The following is a 13,087-nucleotide window of genomic DNA, read 5'->3' on the forward strand; positions in this document are numbered from 1 at the left end:
TTCAGACAACAAAGAAGGAGTCCAGACATGTCGACCAAACCCCTTATTGCGGTTCTGATTGTTGCAGCGGCAACTCTGAGCGCGTGCGAGAAATCCACCGAAACCTATCCGGTCACGGGCGAGCAATGCGGCCCGAATGATCCGGTCAAGACACTGGATGCCGAGGACTGCTACATCCCGCCAGCCGGGGTGTGATCGCTCGCTGCACCTAAAACGTGCCCAAGCCTGACCACTGTGCTAAGCTCTGTCTGAAACCATGGGTAGACAGGCGAGGAGACGGACATGCGTTGGGTTTGGGCAGCAATTCTTCTTCCGGTATCGGCATTTGCAGACCCGGCGCTGGAATGTACCGATGCCGGATCTCAGGTCGAGATCGGGACATGCGTCGGTCGGGCCGAGACCAATGTCGAGGCCGCTTTGGTCGCGGCGTTTGGGTTCGCAGTCGATGCGGCGAAGGAACTGGACGAAGTGACGGGTCGGGCTGTTGCCTTGCCAGCGCTTGAAACTTCTCAAGAGGCCTGGAAGACTTATCGCGATGCGCAGTGCGAAGCAGTTGGCGCGTCTTTTGGTGGTGGATCAGGAACGGGCATTGCGATCACCTCGTGCCGGGTCGAGTTGGGGCGGGCCCGTGTCACCGAACTGTTGCGGCTCCTCGACTGACGTCCGGACAGGTTCTCACGAATCCTTTTGATCTTTGCCGGCGTTCCTATATAGAGGCGCATCCCAAGCCAGAACGCCCGAGAACCGCCATGTCCGCCAAAGCGCCGATCACCCAGGATGTCATGACCATTCCCCGCAAATTGCCCGAGGGAACGATCAACCTTGTCGGTCTGACCCGCGACCGGCTGCGCGAGGTTCTGATCGAACATGGCACGCCTGAAAAGCAGGCCAAGATGCGGGTGAACCAGATCTGGCAGTGGATCTATCAATGGGGCGTGCGCGACTTCGACCAGATGACCAATCTGGCCAAGGCCTATCGCGCGCAGCTGGCCGAGAATTTCGTGATCGAAATCCCCGAGGTGGTCACCCGCCAGGTCTCGGAAGATGGTACCCGCAAGTACCTGGTGCGCATCGCCGGTGGGCACGAGGTCGAGGTCGTCTACATCCCCGAAGAGGATCGCGGCACGCTGTGCATCTCGTCGCAGGTGGGCTGCACGCTGACCTGTTCGTTCTGCCACACCGGAACGCAGAAGCTGGTGCGCAACCTGACTGCGGCCGAGATCATCGGTCAGGTGATGATGGCGCGTGACGATCTGGACGAATGGCCCACCCCGGGCGCGCCCAAGAACGAGACGCGCCTGCTCTCCAACATCGTGCTGATGGGCATGGGCGAGCCGCTCTACAATTTCGAAAACGTCCGCGACGCGATGAAGATCGCGATGGATCCCGAGGGCATTTCGCTGTCGCGCCGGCGGATCACTCTGTCGACGTCGGGCGTGGTGCCCGAAATCGCGCGCACGGCGGAAGAGATCGGCTGCCTGCTGGCGATCTCGTTCCACGCCACCACGGACGAGGTGCGCGACGTTCTGGTGCCGATCAACAAGCGTTGGAACATCGAGGAACTGCTGCAGGCGCTGGCCAGCTATCCCAACGCGTCGAATTCCGAGCGGATCACCTTTGAATACGTGATGCTGGACGGCGTGAACGACAGCGACGAGGACGCGCATCGCCTGATCGACCACATCAAACGCCACAACATTCCGGCCAAGATCAACCTGATCCCGTTCAACGAGTGGCCCGGCGCGCCCTACAAGCGCAGCTCGAACAACCGGATCCGGGCCTTTGCCAACATCATCTATCAGGCCGGGTACGCCTCGCCCATCCGCAAGACGCGGGGCGAGGACATCATGGCCGCCTGCGGTCAGTTGAAATCGGCCACCGAGCGCGCCCGCAAGTCGCGCCGCCAGATCGAGGCCGAGGCCGGGCTGAAAGGTTGATCCGATGCCCGCGGGTTCGCGGGCAAATGGTCTGTAATTCTACGGCTGAATTTGGTAGTCTTGAGGCATGAGAGGTGCGCGGTTGCGCGCACGTAAAATCTGCGCACAAGACGGTGAGTTGGACAGTCCGGTTCTGGTGCGTTTCGTCCAGTCCGCTCATATTTGTCGGGGAAATCTGCGGAATTCAGGCAAGCCTTGAACAGGGTGGGCCAATACATGAACGCACTGACGAAACTGTCCACGATCTGCATGACCGCCGTATTGGTGGCATCGAGCGCCGCCATTGCATGGGCGCAATCCAACGAGACCGAGGCGCATCTGGCGATCGAGAATCCGGCGGACCTGAGCAAAGAGGACGCGCGGCAGCACTATCGCGCCCTCAGGAAACAGATGGATCGCGGCTATGCCACCGCGCATCTGGATCAACTGATGAATTATCAGAACTGGCCGTTGTTCAACGATGCGCCGTACCTGTCGGCCACGCATGGGCAGCGCTACGTCAACAGCTATGCGAACCGGATGGCCCACAATTACGGCACCTTGCAACCGGGGGAAAAGCTGCCCGTGGGCTCGGTTCTGGCCAAGGACAGCATGACCGTCACGGATGAGGGCCGGGTGCATCCCGGCGCCCTGTTCGTGATGGAGAAACTGCCCGAAGGCACCAGCCCCGACACCGCCGACTGGCGCTATGTCATGGTGATGCCCGACGGGTCTCTGTTCGGTGACACGATGGGGGATCGCGCGGGGGCGGTTGCCTATTGCCATGACTGCCACGAAGCTGTGGCTGACCGCGACTATACGTTCTTCGTGCCCGAGGATTACCGCGTCGGCAACTGATCGCGGGCCGCGTCGCCGGGCAGTTTCAGGGCGGCGGCCTCGCGCCGGCTGAGCTGCTCTCCCTGCTTGCGTTTTGACAGAACCTCGCGCGCCAGGGCGTATTTGTCATCCTGCCAGAAGATCAGGCAGCCGTTGCACCCCTTGCCGCAACAGCCCTCGGTGCCCACGCGGTTGGTCTTGAACCGGCGCGCGCTGCCGTCCTGACCGATCTTCTCCACCAGCTCGTCCCGGCGGCGGGCATAGGCGGCTGGATTGTCGCGCCCCGAGGTTTCCAAGCCCTGCACCAGCTTGTCAAAACGGATGCGGCTCCAATGTTCGTCGGTCAGGGCGCGCTCCTTGCGCAGGACCGAATATACCGGGAAACGGGCGCGCAGGTCGTCGGGGTCTTCGTGATCGAACAGGGCAAACGGCAGGCGGATCACGGTTTTCGTGCTGCCATGCACCACGTCCAGCCTGGCGCCGTCACTGGCGCGCTCGAATTCGTAGACGCGCAGCAGGACCGTCTCGCGCGAGATGGGCGAGACGAAATCCAGCACGTCGCCGGGTTCAAGCTTGTTCTTCACTTCGACCAGGAACGCATCCTCGGTCACGTCGGTCACCAGCCCAGCATATTCCCATTGGGCGATGGTCGCGGTGTGTTCGTAATCATGGGCGTAATTGGTCAGCCGCCCTTCGTGAAAGGCCAGCGTGTAGCCGCGGTTTCCCACGGTCTCCAACTCGCGCATGTAAGGCTTCGGGTCCCAGTTCTCGGGGTCGGCATAATAATCGTCGATGGCCATGCGATAGGCGCGCGCGACGATGGCGGCATAGTATTCCGACTTGCCGCGCCCCTCGACCTTGAGGCTGTCGACGCCGATCTTCAGATATTCGTCCAGCTTGGGCATGATGCACAGATCGCGCGAGTTGAGGATGTACGAGCCGCGATCATCCTCTTCGATCGGCATCAGTTCACCCGGGCGGCAGCCCTCTTCCAGCAGAAATTCGAACAGGTCGGCGTTTTCTTTGGTGATCCGCAGGTCCTGAAGAGTGCCGTCCTTCAGCCGCAGCTTCAGCGCATAGTTCCAGCGGCAAGAATTGGCACAATTGCCCTGGTTGGCGCCGCGTTCCGCCATGAAATTCGACAGCAGACAGCGGCCCGAATAGGTCATGCACATGGCGCCGTGCACGAAAGCCTCAAGTCGGATGTCGGGGCATTTCTCGCGGATTTCCACCAGTTCGGGGTACGAGACCTCGCGCGCCAGCACCACCAGTTCGGCCCCCTGGTCCTGCCAGAACTTCACCGACAGCCACGAACAGATATTGGCCTGGGTCGAGATGTGCAGCGGCAGTTCCGGCGCGCGGTCGCGCACGTACTGGAACACGCCGGGGTCAGCGATGATCAACCCGTCCGGCCGTACCTTGCGCACGGTGTCGATGTATTCGTCCAGCTTGGGGATGTCCTTGTTGTGCGAAAACAAGTTCAGCGTCAGATAGGCGCGGCGGCCATGCGCGTGGCAGAACTCGACCCCTTCAATCACCTCGTCCAGCGAAAACTCGGACTTGGTGCGCAGAGACATGTCGGGCGTGCCCAGATACACCGCATCCGCCCCGTACAGGATGGCCAGTTTCAGCTTGCGCAGATTGCCTGCAGGCATCAGCAATTCCGACTTGGTCCGTGTCATCGCATCACCCGGTTCCGACTCGATGGCGCCTTCTAAGGCAAAACCACCGAGTCCAGAAGGGCAACCCGCCTTGCAGACAGGTCCTAGCCGCGGCGGAACCGCGCTGTTCCGATCCGTTCGACCAGCTGGCTGCGGACCGGGTCGGGTTGGGCGTCGATGGCGCGCAGCACCTCGCGCAGTTCTGCCCGCAGGCCGTGCATCTGGTCGATCAGCGACAGCACCATCGACAGGGCGTCGGGCTCCATCTCGTACTGGTCATCCAACTCGCAAGCCAGTTGCAGGCGAGCCATGTCCAGCCGCTCGTAGACCAGCCCCTGGTCGGACTGGCGTGGGATCACGATCCGGGCGGACAGGAACCGGGACAACCGCTCTGATGTCAGGTTCTGGACGGCTTCGATCAGTTCGGCTTCGGTCAGAGAACGGGTCATGCCGGCATTCCTTTCCGCGGGTCATAGCTGTGCGACTTGCGCCAGTTCTGCATGAACTGCTTCAGTTCGTCGTCGATCTTGTCGGGCAGCACCACGCTCAGCTCGATCAGCTGGTCGCCGCGTTTGTCCGAGCCGCGTTTCCTGACGCCTTTGCCGCGCAGGCGCAGGGTCTTGCCGCTGCTTGTGCCCTCGGGCACGGTCACGTTCACGCGGCCGTCGATCGTGGGCGCGGGGACCTTGCCGCCCAGAACGGCCTCGTCGATGGTGATCGGCAGGGTGATGCGGATGTCGTCGCCCTCGCGCTTGAACACCGGGTGTTCGGCCACGCGGATCGTGACCAGCGCGTCGCCCGGCGGCCCCTCGCCATAGCCCGGCGCGCCCTTGCCACGCAGGCGGATGGTCTGGCCGTCGGTGATGCCGGCGGGGATCTTCACCTCGATCCGGTCGCCACTGGGCAGGGTCAGCTTTTGCGTGGCGCCAAACACGGCATCCAGGAAGCTGATCTGCAGGCTGTAGTTCACGTTGTGACCGGGCGCATGAAACTCGCGCGCACGCCCCCCGTTGAAGCCTCCATTGCCACGGTTGCCGAAGAACTGGGCAAAGATGTCGGACATGTCGTCGTCCTCGACCCCGCCGCCCGCGCGATAAGGGTTGCCCGCGGTTTCCGCATATTCGCGGTAGTATTGCTGCTGCGGGCGTTCCTGACCCGAGGCGTCGATCTCGCCCCGGTCGAATTTTGCCCGGGTTTCGGGGTCTTTCAAAAGGTCATAGGCTGCGGCGGCGGCCTTGAACTTGGCTTCGGCCTTGGCGTCCCCGGGCTTGAGGTCCGGGTGGCAGTCCTTGGCGATGCGCCGGTAGGCTTTCTTGATTTCGGCGGCACTGGCGTCTTTCGAGACGCCCAACACCGAATATGGATTGTCGCTCATATATCTCTCGTTTCTGATGGGTTTCGCCAGTGGATGTTGTTGGCAGTTAACCTTTCAGATTGTGCCGTGTCATGGAATTTCAACAGGACCGAATACCGAGGAGATTGAATTTTCTCGAAAAATTCCGGCATCCTGATAGTATCCGCATGTTTCGAACTGTTGCGGATGGAGTCAAACGCATGTCACGCAGAATCAAGTCGGCCCTGGCCCTGTTGGCGGGCAATGCCATCGGTCTGTTGCTGGCCAGCCTGTTGCTGACCGGCTTTTCGATCAAGCCGGTGTCCTTCATCGTGGTGGTGATCGTGTTCACCCTGGTTCAGGTCGTGGCCGAGCCATTGATCCTGAAGATCGGGGAAAAGAACGTGCCGGCGCTGAAGGGCGGCATCGCGCTGGTGGTCACCTTCGTGGGCCTGCTGATCACCGATCTGGTCGCCGCGGGGCTGACCGTGGGCGGCATCTCGAACCTGCTTGCGGCGACGCTGCTGGTTTGGCTGGGCGCCCTGATCGCCGGGGTTCTGCTGCCGATCTATGTGTTCACTGAACTGCGCGAGCCCAAGAAATAAGGCTCAGGCCAGCGCATTCAGGCTGTCGTTCAGAGCCTGCCACAGCTCGTCCACCGGTTCGCACCCGACCGACAGGCGCACGAAACCGGGATCGACCTGATCCCCCCAGCGCGCGCGCCGCTCGGCCGAGCTGTGCACGCCACCGAAGGAGGTGGCCGGGCGCAACAGCGGGCAGCCATTGATGTACCGTTCGGCCTGGTCTTCCGAGGCCAGCGTGATCGTCAGCAGAAAGCCGAACCGTGCGGTCTGTTCTCGGGCCAGATCGTGCGATGGGTCCGTCGGCAGGCCGGGATAGCGGATCTGCGTGACCGCCGGATGATCGGCCAGCCGTTCGGCCAGAACCTGCGCCGAGCTGCACATGCGGTCGAACCGGACGTCCAGCGTCTCCAGCCCGCGATGCAGCAACCAGGCTTCGTGCGGGCCTGGGATCGCGCCCGAGACGCGGCGCCATTCCTCGACCCGTTCCATGATCTGGGCATCGCGGCTGGCCACATGGCCCATCAGCAGGTCGGAATGCCCGCCCATCGCCTTGGTGTCCGAGGCGACGACGATGTCGATGCCCAGGTCCAGCGGGCGCTGTCCCAGCGGGGTCAGCGTCGTGTTGTCGGCGATGGTGATGCCACCCGCGGCGCGCACATCGCGGGCCACCTGCGCCAGGTCGATCATGTCGAGCCCGGGGTTGGACGGGCTTTCGACGAAGACAACATCGAACCCGTCGAATCCGCCCTGCGCAAATGCGGTCGTGGGGCGCTCTTCGACCGACACGCCCAGCGGGGCGAGGAACCGGTCGGCCAGCAGGCGGGTGACATAATACCCGTCCGACGGGATCAGGATGCGCGACCCCGCCCGCACGGTGGCGAACAACGCGGCCGAAATCGCGCCCATGCCGGACGGAAAGATCAGGCAGGGTGCGTCTTCGAGATGTGCCAGCACATGCTCGACCTGCGTCCAGGTCGGGTTGTCCACGCGGCCATAGGTAGGGTGCCCGTCCGGCGCGCCGGGCAGGTGGAACATGCTGCTTTGGGTCAGCGGCAGCGCCACTGGTTCGCCTTTGCTCAGGGCATTGCCGCGCAGATGCAGCATCTCACCGGTCTTGGGGGTGCGCTCCATCGCTCAGCGCCCCGGAATGTCGTCGCGCGGCGGGGCGGGTTCCCAGCGCTCGATGATGTCGACCGCCTCCTGCGCGGTATCGACAAAGCGGAACAGGTCCAGATCCTCTTCGGAAATGGTCCCGGCATCGGCCAGCGCTTCCCAATTGATCACCCGCTCCCAGAACTCGCGCCCGAACAGCAGGAACGGCACGCGCTCCATCCGGCCGGTCTGGATCAGGGTGAGGGACTCGAACAACTCATCCATCGTGCCGAACCCGCCGGGGAAGATAGTGATCGCACGGGCGCGCATCAGGAAATGCATCTTGCGTATGGCGAAATAGTGGAAATTAAAGCTCAGCTCAGGGGTGACATAGGCATTGGGCGCCTGCTCGTGCGGCAGCACAATGTTCAGCCCGATCGAGCAGCCACCGGCATCCTTGGCGCCGCGATTTCCGGCCTCCATCACGCCGGGGCCACCGCCGGTGACGATGACGTTCTCGCGGCACCCGCTTTGCTTGGATTTCTCGGTCATCAGCCGGGCGAATTCGCGCGCCTCGTCATAGTATTGCGACAGACCGGCCAGCGTGGCCGTCCGGGCGCTGTCCTTTTTGGCTGGTTCCGGGATTCGCGCGCCGCCGAACATCACGATGGTCGACGTGATCTGGCGTTCGGCCATGATCATTTCGGGCTTCAGCAGTTCCAGTTGCAGACGAACGGGCCGCAGTTCCTCGCGGCAGAGGAAATCGTCATCGGCAAAGGCCAGCCGGTACGAGGGCGAGCGTGTCTGCGGCGTGTCGGGGACTTCGCTTGCGGTCGAGCGGTCGGTATGCGCATCGCGGAAAGGGCTGAGGCGGTCTTCTCTCATTGCTGGGGGGTCCCTGCTTGCGTGTTTTTCAAACAGCTATAGGGTTCGCGGGCAGAGTGCCAGTCACGGAAAGACGAGAATGGATTGGAAGACGGAAATTTCGGCCGCAGCCGAACGCATCAATGGCCACGCGCAGGTGACACCGGTCATGACAAGCGACGCGCTGGGACTGGCGCAGCCGGTCGAGATGAAGCTGGAGCATTTCCAGCACACCGGCAGTTTCAAGGCGCGCGGGGCGTTCAACACGTTGCTCAGCCTCGATGTGCCGGCGGCAGGGGTCGTGGCGGCATCGGGTGGGAACCACGGTGCGGCTGCGGCCTATGCCGCGCAGGCGCTGGGCCATCCGGCCAAGATCTTCGTGCCCGAAATGGCCGGACCGTCCAAAATTGCTCTGATCGAACGGATCGGCGCGGATCTGAGCGTGGTGCCGGGTGAATACGCAAACGCCCTGGCGATGGCGCGTGACCACGAAGATCGATCAGGTGCGATGCAGATCCATGCCTATGATGCGCCGGCCACCGTGGCCGGGCAGGGCACCTGTTTTGCCGAATGGGACAGCCAGGGCCTGCAGGCCGATACCGTATTGGTGGCAGTGGGCGGCGGCGGGCTGATTGCGGGGGCGCTGGCCTGGTTTCAGGGCGCGCGCAAGGTCGTTGCGGTCGAGCCGGAAACCTCATGTGCCTTGAACGCGGCGTTGCAGGCCGGAGCGCCCGTGGATGTGTCCGTTTCCGGCATAGCCGCCAACGCGCTGGGTGCGCGGCGGATCGGCGACATCTGTTTCGGGCTGGCGCAGGGGATGACGTCGGTGCTGGTCAGCGATGACGCGATCGCCGAGGCGCAGCAGCGCCTGTGGCAGGCGCACCGCATTCTGGTCGAGCCGGCGGGCGCGACGGCCCTGGCGGCTTTGACCTCGGGCGTCTACACGCCGGAACCGGGCGAACGGGTCGCGGTTCTGGTCTGCGGGGGCAATATCGCACCTGACCCTCTGACCGTCTGAATTTGCGCCTTGAGGGCCGGGCCTTGGGATTATAGATAAAATTCCATGACCGCCACGATTGCAGATTCCATCTATGACCGGCTCAGCCAGCGCATCATCACGGGCGAGCTGCCTGCGGGTGAGAAACTGCGGCAGGACCACATCGCGCGGGCGTTCGACACCAGCCATGTCCCGGTGCGCGAGGCGCTGTTGCGGCTTCAGGCGCATGGTCTGGCCCACAGCGAACCACGGCGCGGCATGCGCGTCACCGCGCTCGACCCGGCTGAGGTGCGCGAGGTGATCGAGATGCGCGTGGCCCTGGAATCGCTGGCTCTGCAACATGCGATCCAGAATTTGACACCGGCGGATCTCAAGGCGGCCGACAAGGCCCGCATCGCCTGCGACGAGGCGCAGGACATGCCCACATGGGAAACCCGGAACCGCGCCTTTCATCGGGCGATCCTGACATCCTGCGCGCGGCCGCGCCTGCTGCATACGATCGACGATCTGCATATCGCCAGCGCCCGCCATCTGTTCGCCCATTGGCGTCACCGCTGGGTCCAGCGGAAAGACACCGATCACGCCGCCATCGTGCAGGCGATGAAGCGCCGCGATACCGCCACGGCCACAGCGATTCTGGTGCGCCATATCCGCCGCGCCAGCTGAGACCGACGGGTTTTCGCGCCGGGTGGCCGCAAACGGCTCCGCCAACGTCGCATTGCGCATTGGCCCCGGCTTTCATATAGGCAACACCAACCAAACGAGAGTCAGCACGGAGTAACCCCATGTCCAACGCCCAACTGGAAACCGCCATCGAGGCCGCATGGGAGGCCCGCGACACGATCACGCCCGCCACCACCGGTGAACAGCGCGAAGCGATCGAGGACACGCTGAACGCGCTGGACAGCGGCACGCTGCGGGTCGCCGAGAAGCAGGCCGATGGCAGCTGGCATGTGAACCAGTGGGCCAAGAAGGCGGTTCTGCTGGGCTTTCGCATCAAGGACATGGAAATTCAGTCCGGCGGCCCGCAGGGCGGCGGCTGGTGGGACAAGGTCGACAGCAAATTCGCCGGCTGGGGTGAAAACCAGTGGCGCGCGGCCGGTTTCCGCGCGGTGCCCAACTGCGTGGTTCGCAAGTCGGCCTATATCGCGCCGGGCGTGGTGCTGATGCCGTCTTTCGTGAACCTCGGCGCCTATGTGGACGAAGGCACGATGGTCGATACCTGGGCCACCGTCGGGTCCTGCGCGCAGATCGGCAAGAACGTCCACCTGTCCGGCGGCGTCGGCATCGGCGGCGTGCTGGAACCCATGCAGGCCGGCCCGACCATCATCGAGGACAACTGCTTCATCGGCGCCCGCTCCGAGGTGGTCGAGGGCTGCATCATCCGCGAGGGCTCGGTTCTGGGCATGGGCGTCTATATCGGCCAGTCCACCAAGATCGTCGACCGCGAGTCGGGCGAGGTGTTCTATGGCGAGGTGCCGCCCTATTCGGTGGTGGTGTCCGGTTCGATGCCGTCAAAGAACGGGATCAACCTGTACTGTGCGGTGATCGTGAAGCGGGTGGATGAAAAGACCCGCTCGAAGACCGGGATCAACGAGCTGCTGCGCGATTGATCGCAGGCATTGTTCAAAGTTCCAAAGGTCGCGGCTCTGGTCCGCGGCCTTTTTTGTTCGGCAGGGTCGGACCTATCCCGTCTTGTAGTCGGCAAGATCCTCGGGCGCGTGCAGAAGGGTGCCTTCGTATTTCGGCAAGTCATCGCGCAGTTCCAGCCAAGGCAGCTTGCTTTGATAATTGACGTGAAAGGCTGGCGCAAAGTCCGAAGGGTCTTCCAACGAGGCCGCGTACAGGTGCATCCCGCCTTCATAGTGGTCGGCCTCGAACCCCATCGGAGAGCCACAGGTTGCGCAGAAATGCCGCTGGACGCCTTTCGAACTGGCAAAACTACGCGGTGTTGCGGCGGTCCATCGGAAATTGCGCAAGGGAACGCCCAACCACGCGACCACGGGCGCGGCGCAGTTGCGGCGGCAATCGTCACAATGGCAGTAGCAGCTCCAGGTCTCGGCGCCCTCAAACTCCCAGCGGGTTTCACCGCACAGGCAGCGGCCGCGTTTGGTCATGATGTCCTCCGTCGTTTTTCGCGACCAGTCTGACTGGACGGTGGGCCTGAGCGCGTCAAAAAACGACACGGCATCCGGGAACCGCGTCCAGCTGCCATGCTTGACCATCGACCGGCCCCCGGCTAAGGCCCACGGCATGGAAAAGCAAAAGAAACCCTCGCGCCAGCAGGTCTATACTCTGTTGGTCCAGATTGGCCGCAAGGATGGCGACGGCCTGCCCGAAGGCGCCACCGGCGCGGCGCTCATGTGCTATGCCAGCGGCGTGGACGAGGCCGAGGCCGTGCGCGAAACCGTGGCCATTCTCAAGCAGGCCGACACGGCTCCGCTGGACGTGACCGGCTATGGCACCCTGGCCGAGCGCGAGGCGCAGGGGCATGAGATCGACCCGGACGAACGCGCGCTGATGCAGAGGGCGCTTGAGGAAAACGCGGTTATTGTTGCGCAGATGACGCCCTTCTTTGGCGAAAAGCCCGAAGGCGCCTAGCGGCGCGTGCCGAACCACTTGCGATAGATCTGGTCATAGGTGCCATCTTCGCGGAGGCCCAGAAGCGCCTGGTTCACATCCTCGACCAGAGGTGACCCGGTCGGGAAGACGATACCGTAGTTTTCGCGCAGGAAGACGCCGCCGGTCATTGCCGCAATCTTGCGGCCTTCATGTGCGGCGAAATACGACAGGATCGGTGCGTCGAACACGACGGCATCTAGGTCCCCATCCTTGAACGCGGTCAACATGCTGTCCAGGTCTTCGTACCCGTTGAATTCGACCTCGCGCCGGTTCAGGAAACTGGCGGCGGTCGAACCCGAGATTGTCCCGACCTGTTTGCCGTACAGATCATTGACCGAGTTGATGTTGCTGGTGATCGCATCCACCGTCATGACCGAGGTGATCCTTGCGGTGAAAACCGACACGATGAACAGCGAGGATACGACCAGGATCACACCCAGAATTCGCCCGAATGGGGTCCGGGGCATCCGCTCTTCAAATCCGCCATTGACCACCAGGTTCAACGCCCACCAGAAGGATGGGAACCAGGCCTCGTTCAGGTCGCGGTCGAAATAGGGTTGGGATCGGCGTTCGAACCCCCACATCAGCATGCCGCCACCCAGCAGGATGGCAAAGGCCAGCCCGATGGCGATGAACAGCTCGCGTGACAGCAGCGCCTGCATCAAGGACGGGCTGCGCGCCGCGTCTGATGGTACCATGATCTGAAGGCCCGCTTCGAAAATCGGTTGGCTAAAATCCATCCGGGCTTCTCGGCCTGCGGTGATCGAAATATTCGCGATCGCCATGTCGGCTTCGCGGTTCTCGACCGCCGACAGCATGTCCCCGAACGCGTCGACTCGAACGACCGTGTATTCCCAGCCCAGTTCTTCAGCCAGCGCGGCCAGCAGGTCCATTGAGAAGCCGGTGCCCTCGCCCTCATCCACATACGAGAACGGAGGACGCTCCACCGTCGTGACCGTCAGAGTTTCGGCTTGGCTGTGTTGTGCAAAGACCGCGAAGGTCAGGCAGATCAATGCGAAAAGGGCGCGCGTCATGGCTGGTTCACCTGTTTCGCGGCGCTCTAGCGCAATTTGCCATGGCGCGGCAAGGTCGTCGCGAGGTCATCGACCGGGATTTCTTTTTTGCCGTTTTTTCGGGCTGGGCGACCGGAAAACCACCGATCGGGGTTGGCATTGCGGCCA

The 13,087-nt window shown here is 63.0% G+C and carries 16 protein-coding genes; 9 read left to right on the forward strand and 7 right to left on the reverse strand.

Annotated elements, in window-relative coordinates; all coding sequences use genetic code 11:
- Nucleotides 1–27: 27 nt before the first annotated feature.
- The 4 genes from GOW72_RS02180 (at nt 28) to GOW72_RS02195 (ending at nt 2,774) form a co-directional block, all read left to right on the forward strand.
- Complete coding sequence (locus GOW72_RS02180; protein WP_170342136.1) at nt 28–195, forward strand: hypothetical protein; 168 nt, start codon at nt 28–30, stop codon at nt 193–195.
- Between the two features lie 87 nt (nt 196–282).
- The gene (locus GOW72_RS02185; protein ID WP_170364827.1) at nt 283–660 is read left to right on the forward strand and encodes a lysozyme inhibitor LprI family protein; all 378 of its coding nucleotides are present in this window, start codon (nt 283–285) and stop codon (nt 658–660) included.
- An 89-nt stretch (nt 661–749) separates the two neighbouring features.
- The gene (gene rlmN, locus GOW72_RS02190; RefSeq protein ID WP_170364829.1) at nt 750–1,937 is read left to right on the forward strand and encodes a dual-specificity RNA methyltransferase RlmN; all 1,188 of its coding nucleotides are present in this window, start codon (nt 750–752) and stop codon (nt 1,935–1,937) included.
- Between the two features lie 216 nt (nt 1,938–2,153).
- Nucleotides 2,154–2,774 carry a cytochrome P460 family protein gene (locus tag GOW72_RS02195; RefSeq protein ID WP_244952303.1) on the forward strand — a complete coding sequence of 207 codons (621 nt, stop codon included), beginning with the start codon at nt 2,154–2,156 and terminating at the stop codon, nt 2,772–2,774.
- On the opposite strand, the gene GOW72_RS02200 is transcribed toward GOW72_RS02195, so the two are convergent.
- The 3 genes from GOW72_RS02200 to GOW72_RS02210 form a co-directional block, all read right to left on the reverse strand.
- Entirely contained in the window at nt 2,756–4,435 is a 1,680-nt protein-coding gene (locus GOW72_RS02200) for a U32 family peptidase (protein ID WP_170364835.1), read from the reverse strand. The two genes, GOW72_RS02195 and GOW72_RS02200, sit on opposite strands and share 19 nt — an antisense overlap.
- Before the next feature lie 83 nt (nt 4,436–4,518).
- The gene (locus GOW72_RS02205; RefSeq protein WP_170341224.1) at nt 4,519–4,863 is read right to left on the reverse strand and encodes a hypothetical protein; all 345 of its coding nucleotides are present in this window, start codon (nt 4,861–4,863) and stop codon (nt 4,519–4,521) included.
- On the reverse strand, nt 4,860–5,789 hold the full coding sequence (locus tag GOW72_RS02210) for a DnaJ C-terminal domain-containing protein (RefSeq protein ID WP_170360718.1): 930 nt from the start codon (nt 5,787–5,789) through the stop codon (nt 4,860–4,862). The genes GOW72_RS02205 and GOW72_RS02210 overlap by 4 nt, the downstream gene beginning before the upstream one ends.
- Nucleotides 5,790–5,968: 179 nt before the next feature.
- On the opposite strand from GOW72_RS02210, the gene GOW72_RS02215 reads away from it, so the two are divergent.
- The gene (locus GOW72_RS02215) at nt 5,969–6,352 is read left to right on the forward strand and encodes a hypothetical protein (RefSeq protein WP_093964407.1); all 384 of its coding nucleotides are present in this window, start codon (nt 5,969–5,971) and stop codon (nt 6,350–6,352) included.
- A gap of 3 nt (nt 6,353–6,355) precedes the next feature.
- Here GOW72_RS02215 and GOW72_RS02220 read toward each other — a convergent pair whose 3' ends face one another.
- On the reverse strand, nt 6,356–7,462 hold the full coding sequence (locus GOW72_RS02220; RefSeq protein WP_170342149.1) for a cystathionine gamma-lyase: 1,107 nt from the start codon (nt 7,460–7,462) through the stop codon (nt 6,356–6,358).
- A gap of 3 nt (nt 7,463–7,465) precedes the next feature.
- Nucleotides 7,466–8,308: an LOG family protein gene (locus GOW72_RS02225; protein WP_093964208.1), complete on the reverse strand. Its 843-nt coding sequence runs from the start codon at nt 8,306–8,308 to the stop codon at nt 7,466–7,468.
- 79 nt (nt 8,309–8,387) lie between these two features.
- Here GOW72_RS02225 and GOW72_RS02230 point away from each other — a divergent pair, with 79 nt between their 5' ends.
- The 3 genes from GOW72_RS02230 to dapD all read left to right on the forward strand — a co-directional run bounded on the left by GOW72_RS02230 (nt 8,388) and on the right by dapD (nt 10,897).
- Nucleotides 8,388–9,305, forward strand: coding sequence for a threonine/serine dehydratase (locus tag GOW72_RS02230; protein WP_170364837.1), 918 nt, complete (start codon nt 8,388–8,390; stop codon nt 9,303–9,305).
- A 45-nt stretch (nt 9,306–9,350) separates the two neighbouring features.
- Nucleotides 9,351–9,950, forward strand: coding sequence for a GntR family transcriptional regulator (locus GOW72_RS02235; RefSeq protein WP_170364839.1), 600 nt, complete (start codon nt 9,351–9,353; stop codon nt 9,948–9,950).
- 119 nt (nt 9,951–10,069) lie between these two features.
- Nucleotides 10,070–10,897, forward strand: coding sequence for a 2,3,4,5-tetrahydropyridine-2,6-dicarboxylate N-succinyltransferase (dapD, locus tag GOW72_RS02240; RefSeq protein ID WP_149775516.1), 828 nt, complete (start codon nt 10,070–10,072; stop codon nt 10,895–10,897).
- 72 nt (nt 10,898–10,969) lie between these two features.
- Here the strand turns inward: dapD and GOW72_RS02245 are convergent, their stop codons facing one another.
- Nucleotides 10,970–11,401 (reverse strand): GFA family protein, encoded by a 432-nt coding sequence (locus tag GOW72_RS02245; protein ID WP_244952304.1) that lies wholly within the window; start codon nt 11,399–11,401, stop codon nt 10,970–10,972.
- Between the two features lie 136 nt (nt 11,402–11,537).
- Between GOW72_RS02245 and GOW72_RS02250 the strand changes: the two genes are divergently transcribed.
- Nucleotides 11,538–11,885, forward strand: a complete 348-nt coding sequence (locus GOW72_RS02250; RefSeq protein WP_170364843.1) for a hypothetical protein — start codon at nt 11,538–11,540, stop codon at nt 11,883–11,885.
- Here GOW72_RS02250 and GOW72_RS02255 read toward each other — a convergent pair.
- Nucleotides 11,882–12,940 (reverse strand): transporter substrate-binding domain-containing protein, encoded by a 1,059-nt coding sequence (locus GOW72_RS02255; RefSeq protein WP_170364845.1) that lies wholly within the window; start codon nt 12,938–12,940, stop codon nt 11,882–11,884. The two genes, GOW72_RS02250 and GOW72_RS02255, sit on opposite strands and share 4 nt — an antisense overlap.
- Nucleotides 12,941–13,087: the final 147 nt, after the last annotated feature.

Origin of the sequence: Ruegeria arenilitoris, from assembly GCF_013032855.1 — a bacterium.
Lineage (GTDB): Bacteria > Pseudomonadota > Alphaproteobacteria > Rhodobacterales > Rhodobacteraceae > Ruegeria > Ruegeria arenilitoris.

What these genes read in the sequence shown, in the direction of transcription:
- GOW72_RS02225 (WP_093964208.1), bottom strand. Translation starts at nt 8,308, where the DNA reads ATGAGAGAAGACCGCCTCAGCCCTTTCCGCGATGCGCATACCGACCGC.
- rlmN (WP_170364829.1), top strand. Translation starts at nt 750, where the DNA reads ATGTCCGCCAAAGCGCCGATCACCCAGGATGTCATGACCATTCCCCGC.
- GOW72_RS02220 (WP_170342149.1), bottom strand. Translation starts at nt 7,462, where the DNA reads ATGGAGCGCACCCCCAAGACCGGTGAGATGCTGCATCTGCGCGGCAAT.
- dapD (WP_149775516.1), top strand. Translation starts at nt 10,070, where the DNA reads ATGTCCAACGCCCAACTGGAAACCGCCATCGAGGCCGCATGGGAGGCC.
- GOW72_RS02195 (WP_244952303.1), top strand. Translation starts at nt 2,154, where the DNA reads ATGAACGCACTGACGAAACTGTCCACGATCTGCATGACCGCCGTATTG.
- GOW72_RS02200 (WP_170364835.1), bottom strand. Translation starts at nt 4,435, where the DNA reads ATGACACGGACCAAGTCGGAATTGCTGATGCCTGCAGGCAATCTGCGC.
- GOW72_RS02255 (WP_170364845.1), bottom strand. Translation starts at nt 12,940, where the DNA reads ATGACGCGCGCCCTTTTCGCATTGATCTGCCTGACCTTCGCGGTCTTT.
- GOW72_RS02210 (WP_170360718.1), bottom strand. Translation starts at nt 5,789, where the DNA reads ATGAGCGACAATCCATATTCGGTGTTGGGCGTCTCGAAAGACGCCAGT.
- GOW72_RS02230 (WP_170364837.1), top strand. Translation starts at nt 8,388, where the DNA reads ATGGATTGGAAGACGGAAATTTCGGCCGCAGCCGAACGCATCAATGGC.
- GOW72_RS02245 (WP_244952304.1), bottom strand. Translation starts at nt 11,401, where the DNA reads ATGACCAAACGCGGCCGCTGCCTGTGCGGTGAAACCCGCTGGGAGTTT.
- GOW72_RS02185 (WP_170364827.1), top strand. Translation starts at nt 283, where the DNA reads ATGCGTTGGGTTTGGGCAGCAATTCTTCTTCCGGTATCGGCATTTGCA.
- GOW72_RS02235 (WP_170364839.1), top strand. Translation starts at nt 9,351, where the DNA reads ATGACCGCCACGATTGCAGATTCCATCTATGACCGGCTCAGCCAGCGC.
- GOW72_RS02215 (WP_093964407.1), top strand. Translation starts at nt 5,969, where the DNA reads ATGTCACGCAGAATCAAGTCGGCCCTGGCCCTGTTGGCGGGCAATGCC.
- GOW72_RS02205 (WP_170341224.1), bottom strand. Translation starts at nt 4,863, where the DNA reads ATGACCCGTTCTCTGACCGAAGCCGAACTGATCGAAGCCGTCCAGAAC.
- GOW72_RS02250 (WP_170364843.1), top strand. Translation starts at nt 11,538, where the DNA reads ATGGAAAAGCAAAAGAAACCCTCGCGCCAGCAGGTCTATACTCTGTTG.
- GOW72_RS02180 (WP_170342136.1), top strand. Translation starts at nt 28, where the DNA reads ATGTCGACCAAACCCCTTATTGCGGTTCTGATTGTTGCAGCGGCAACT.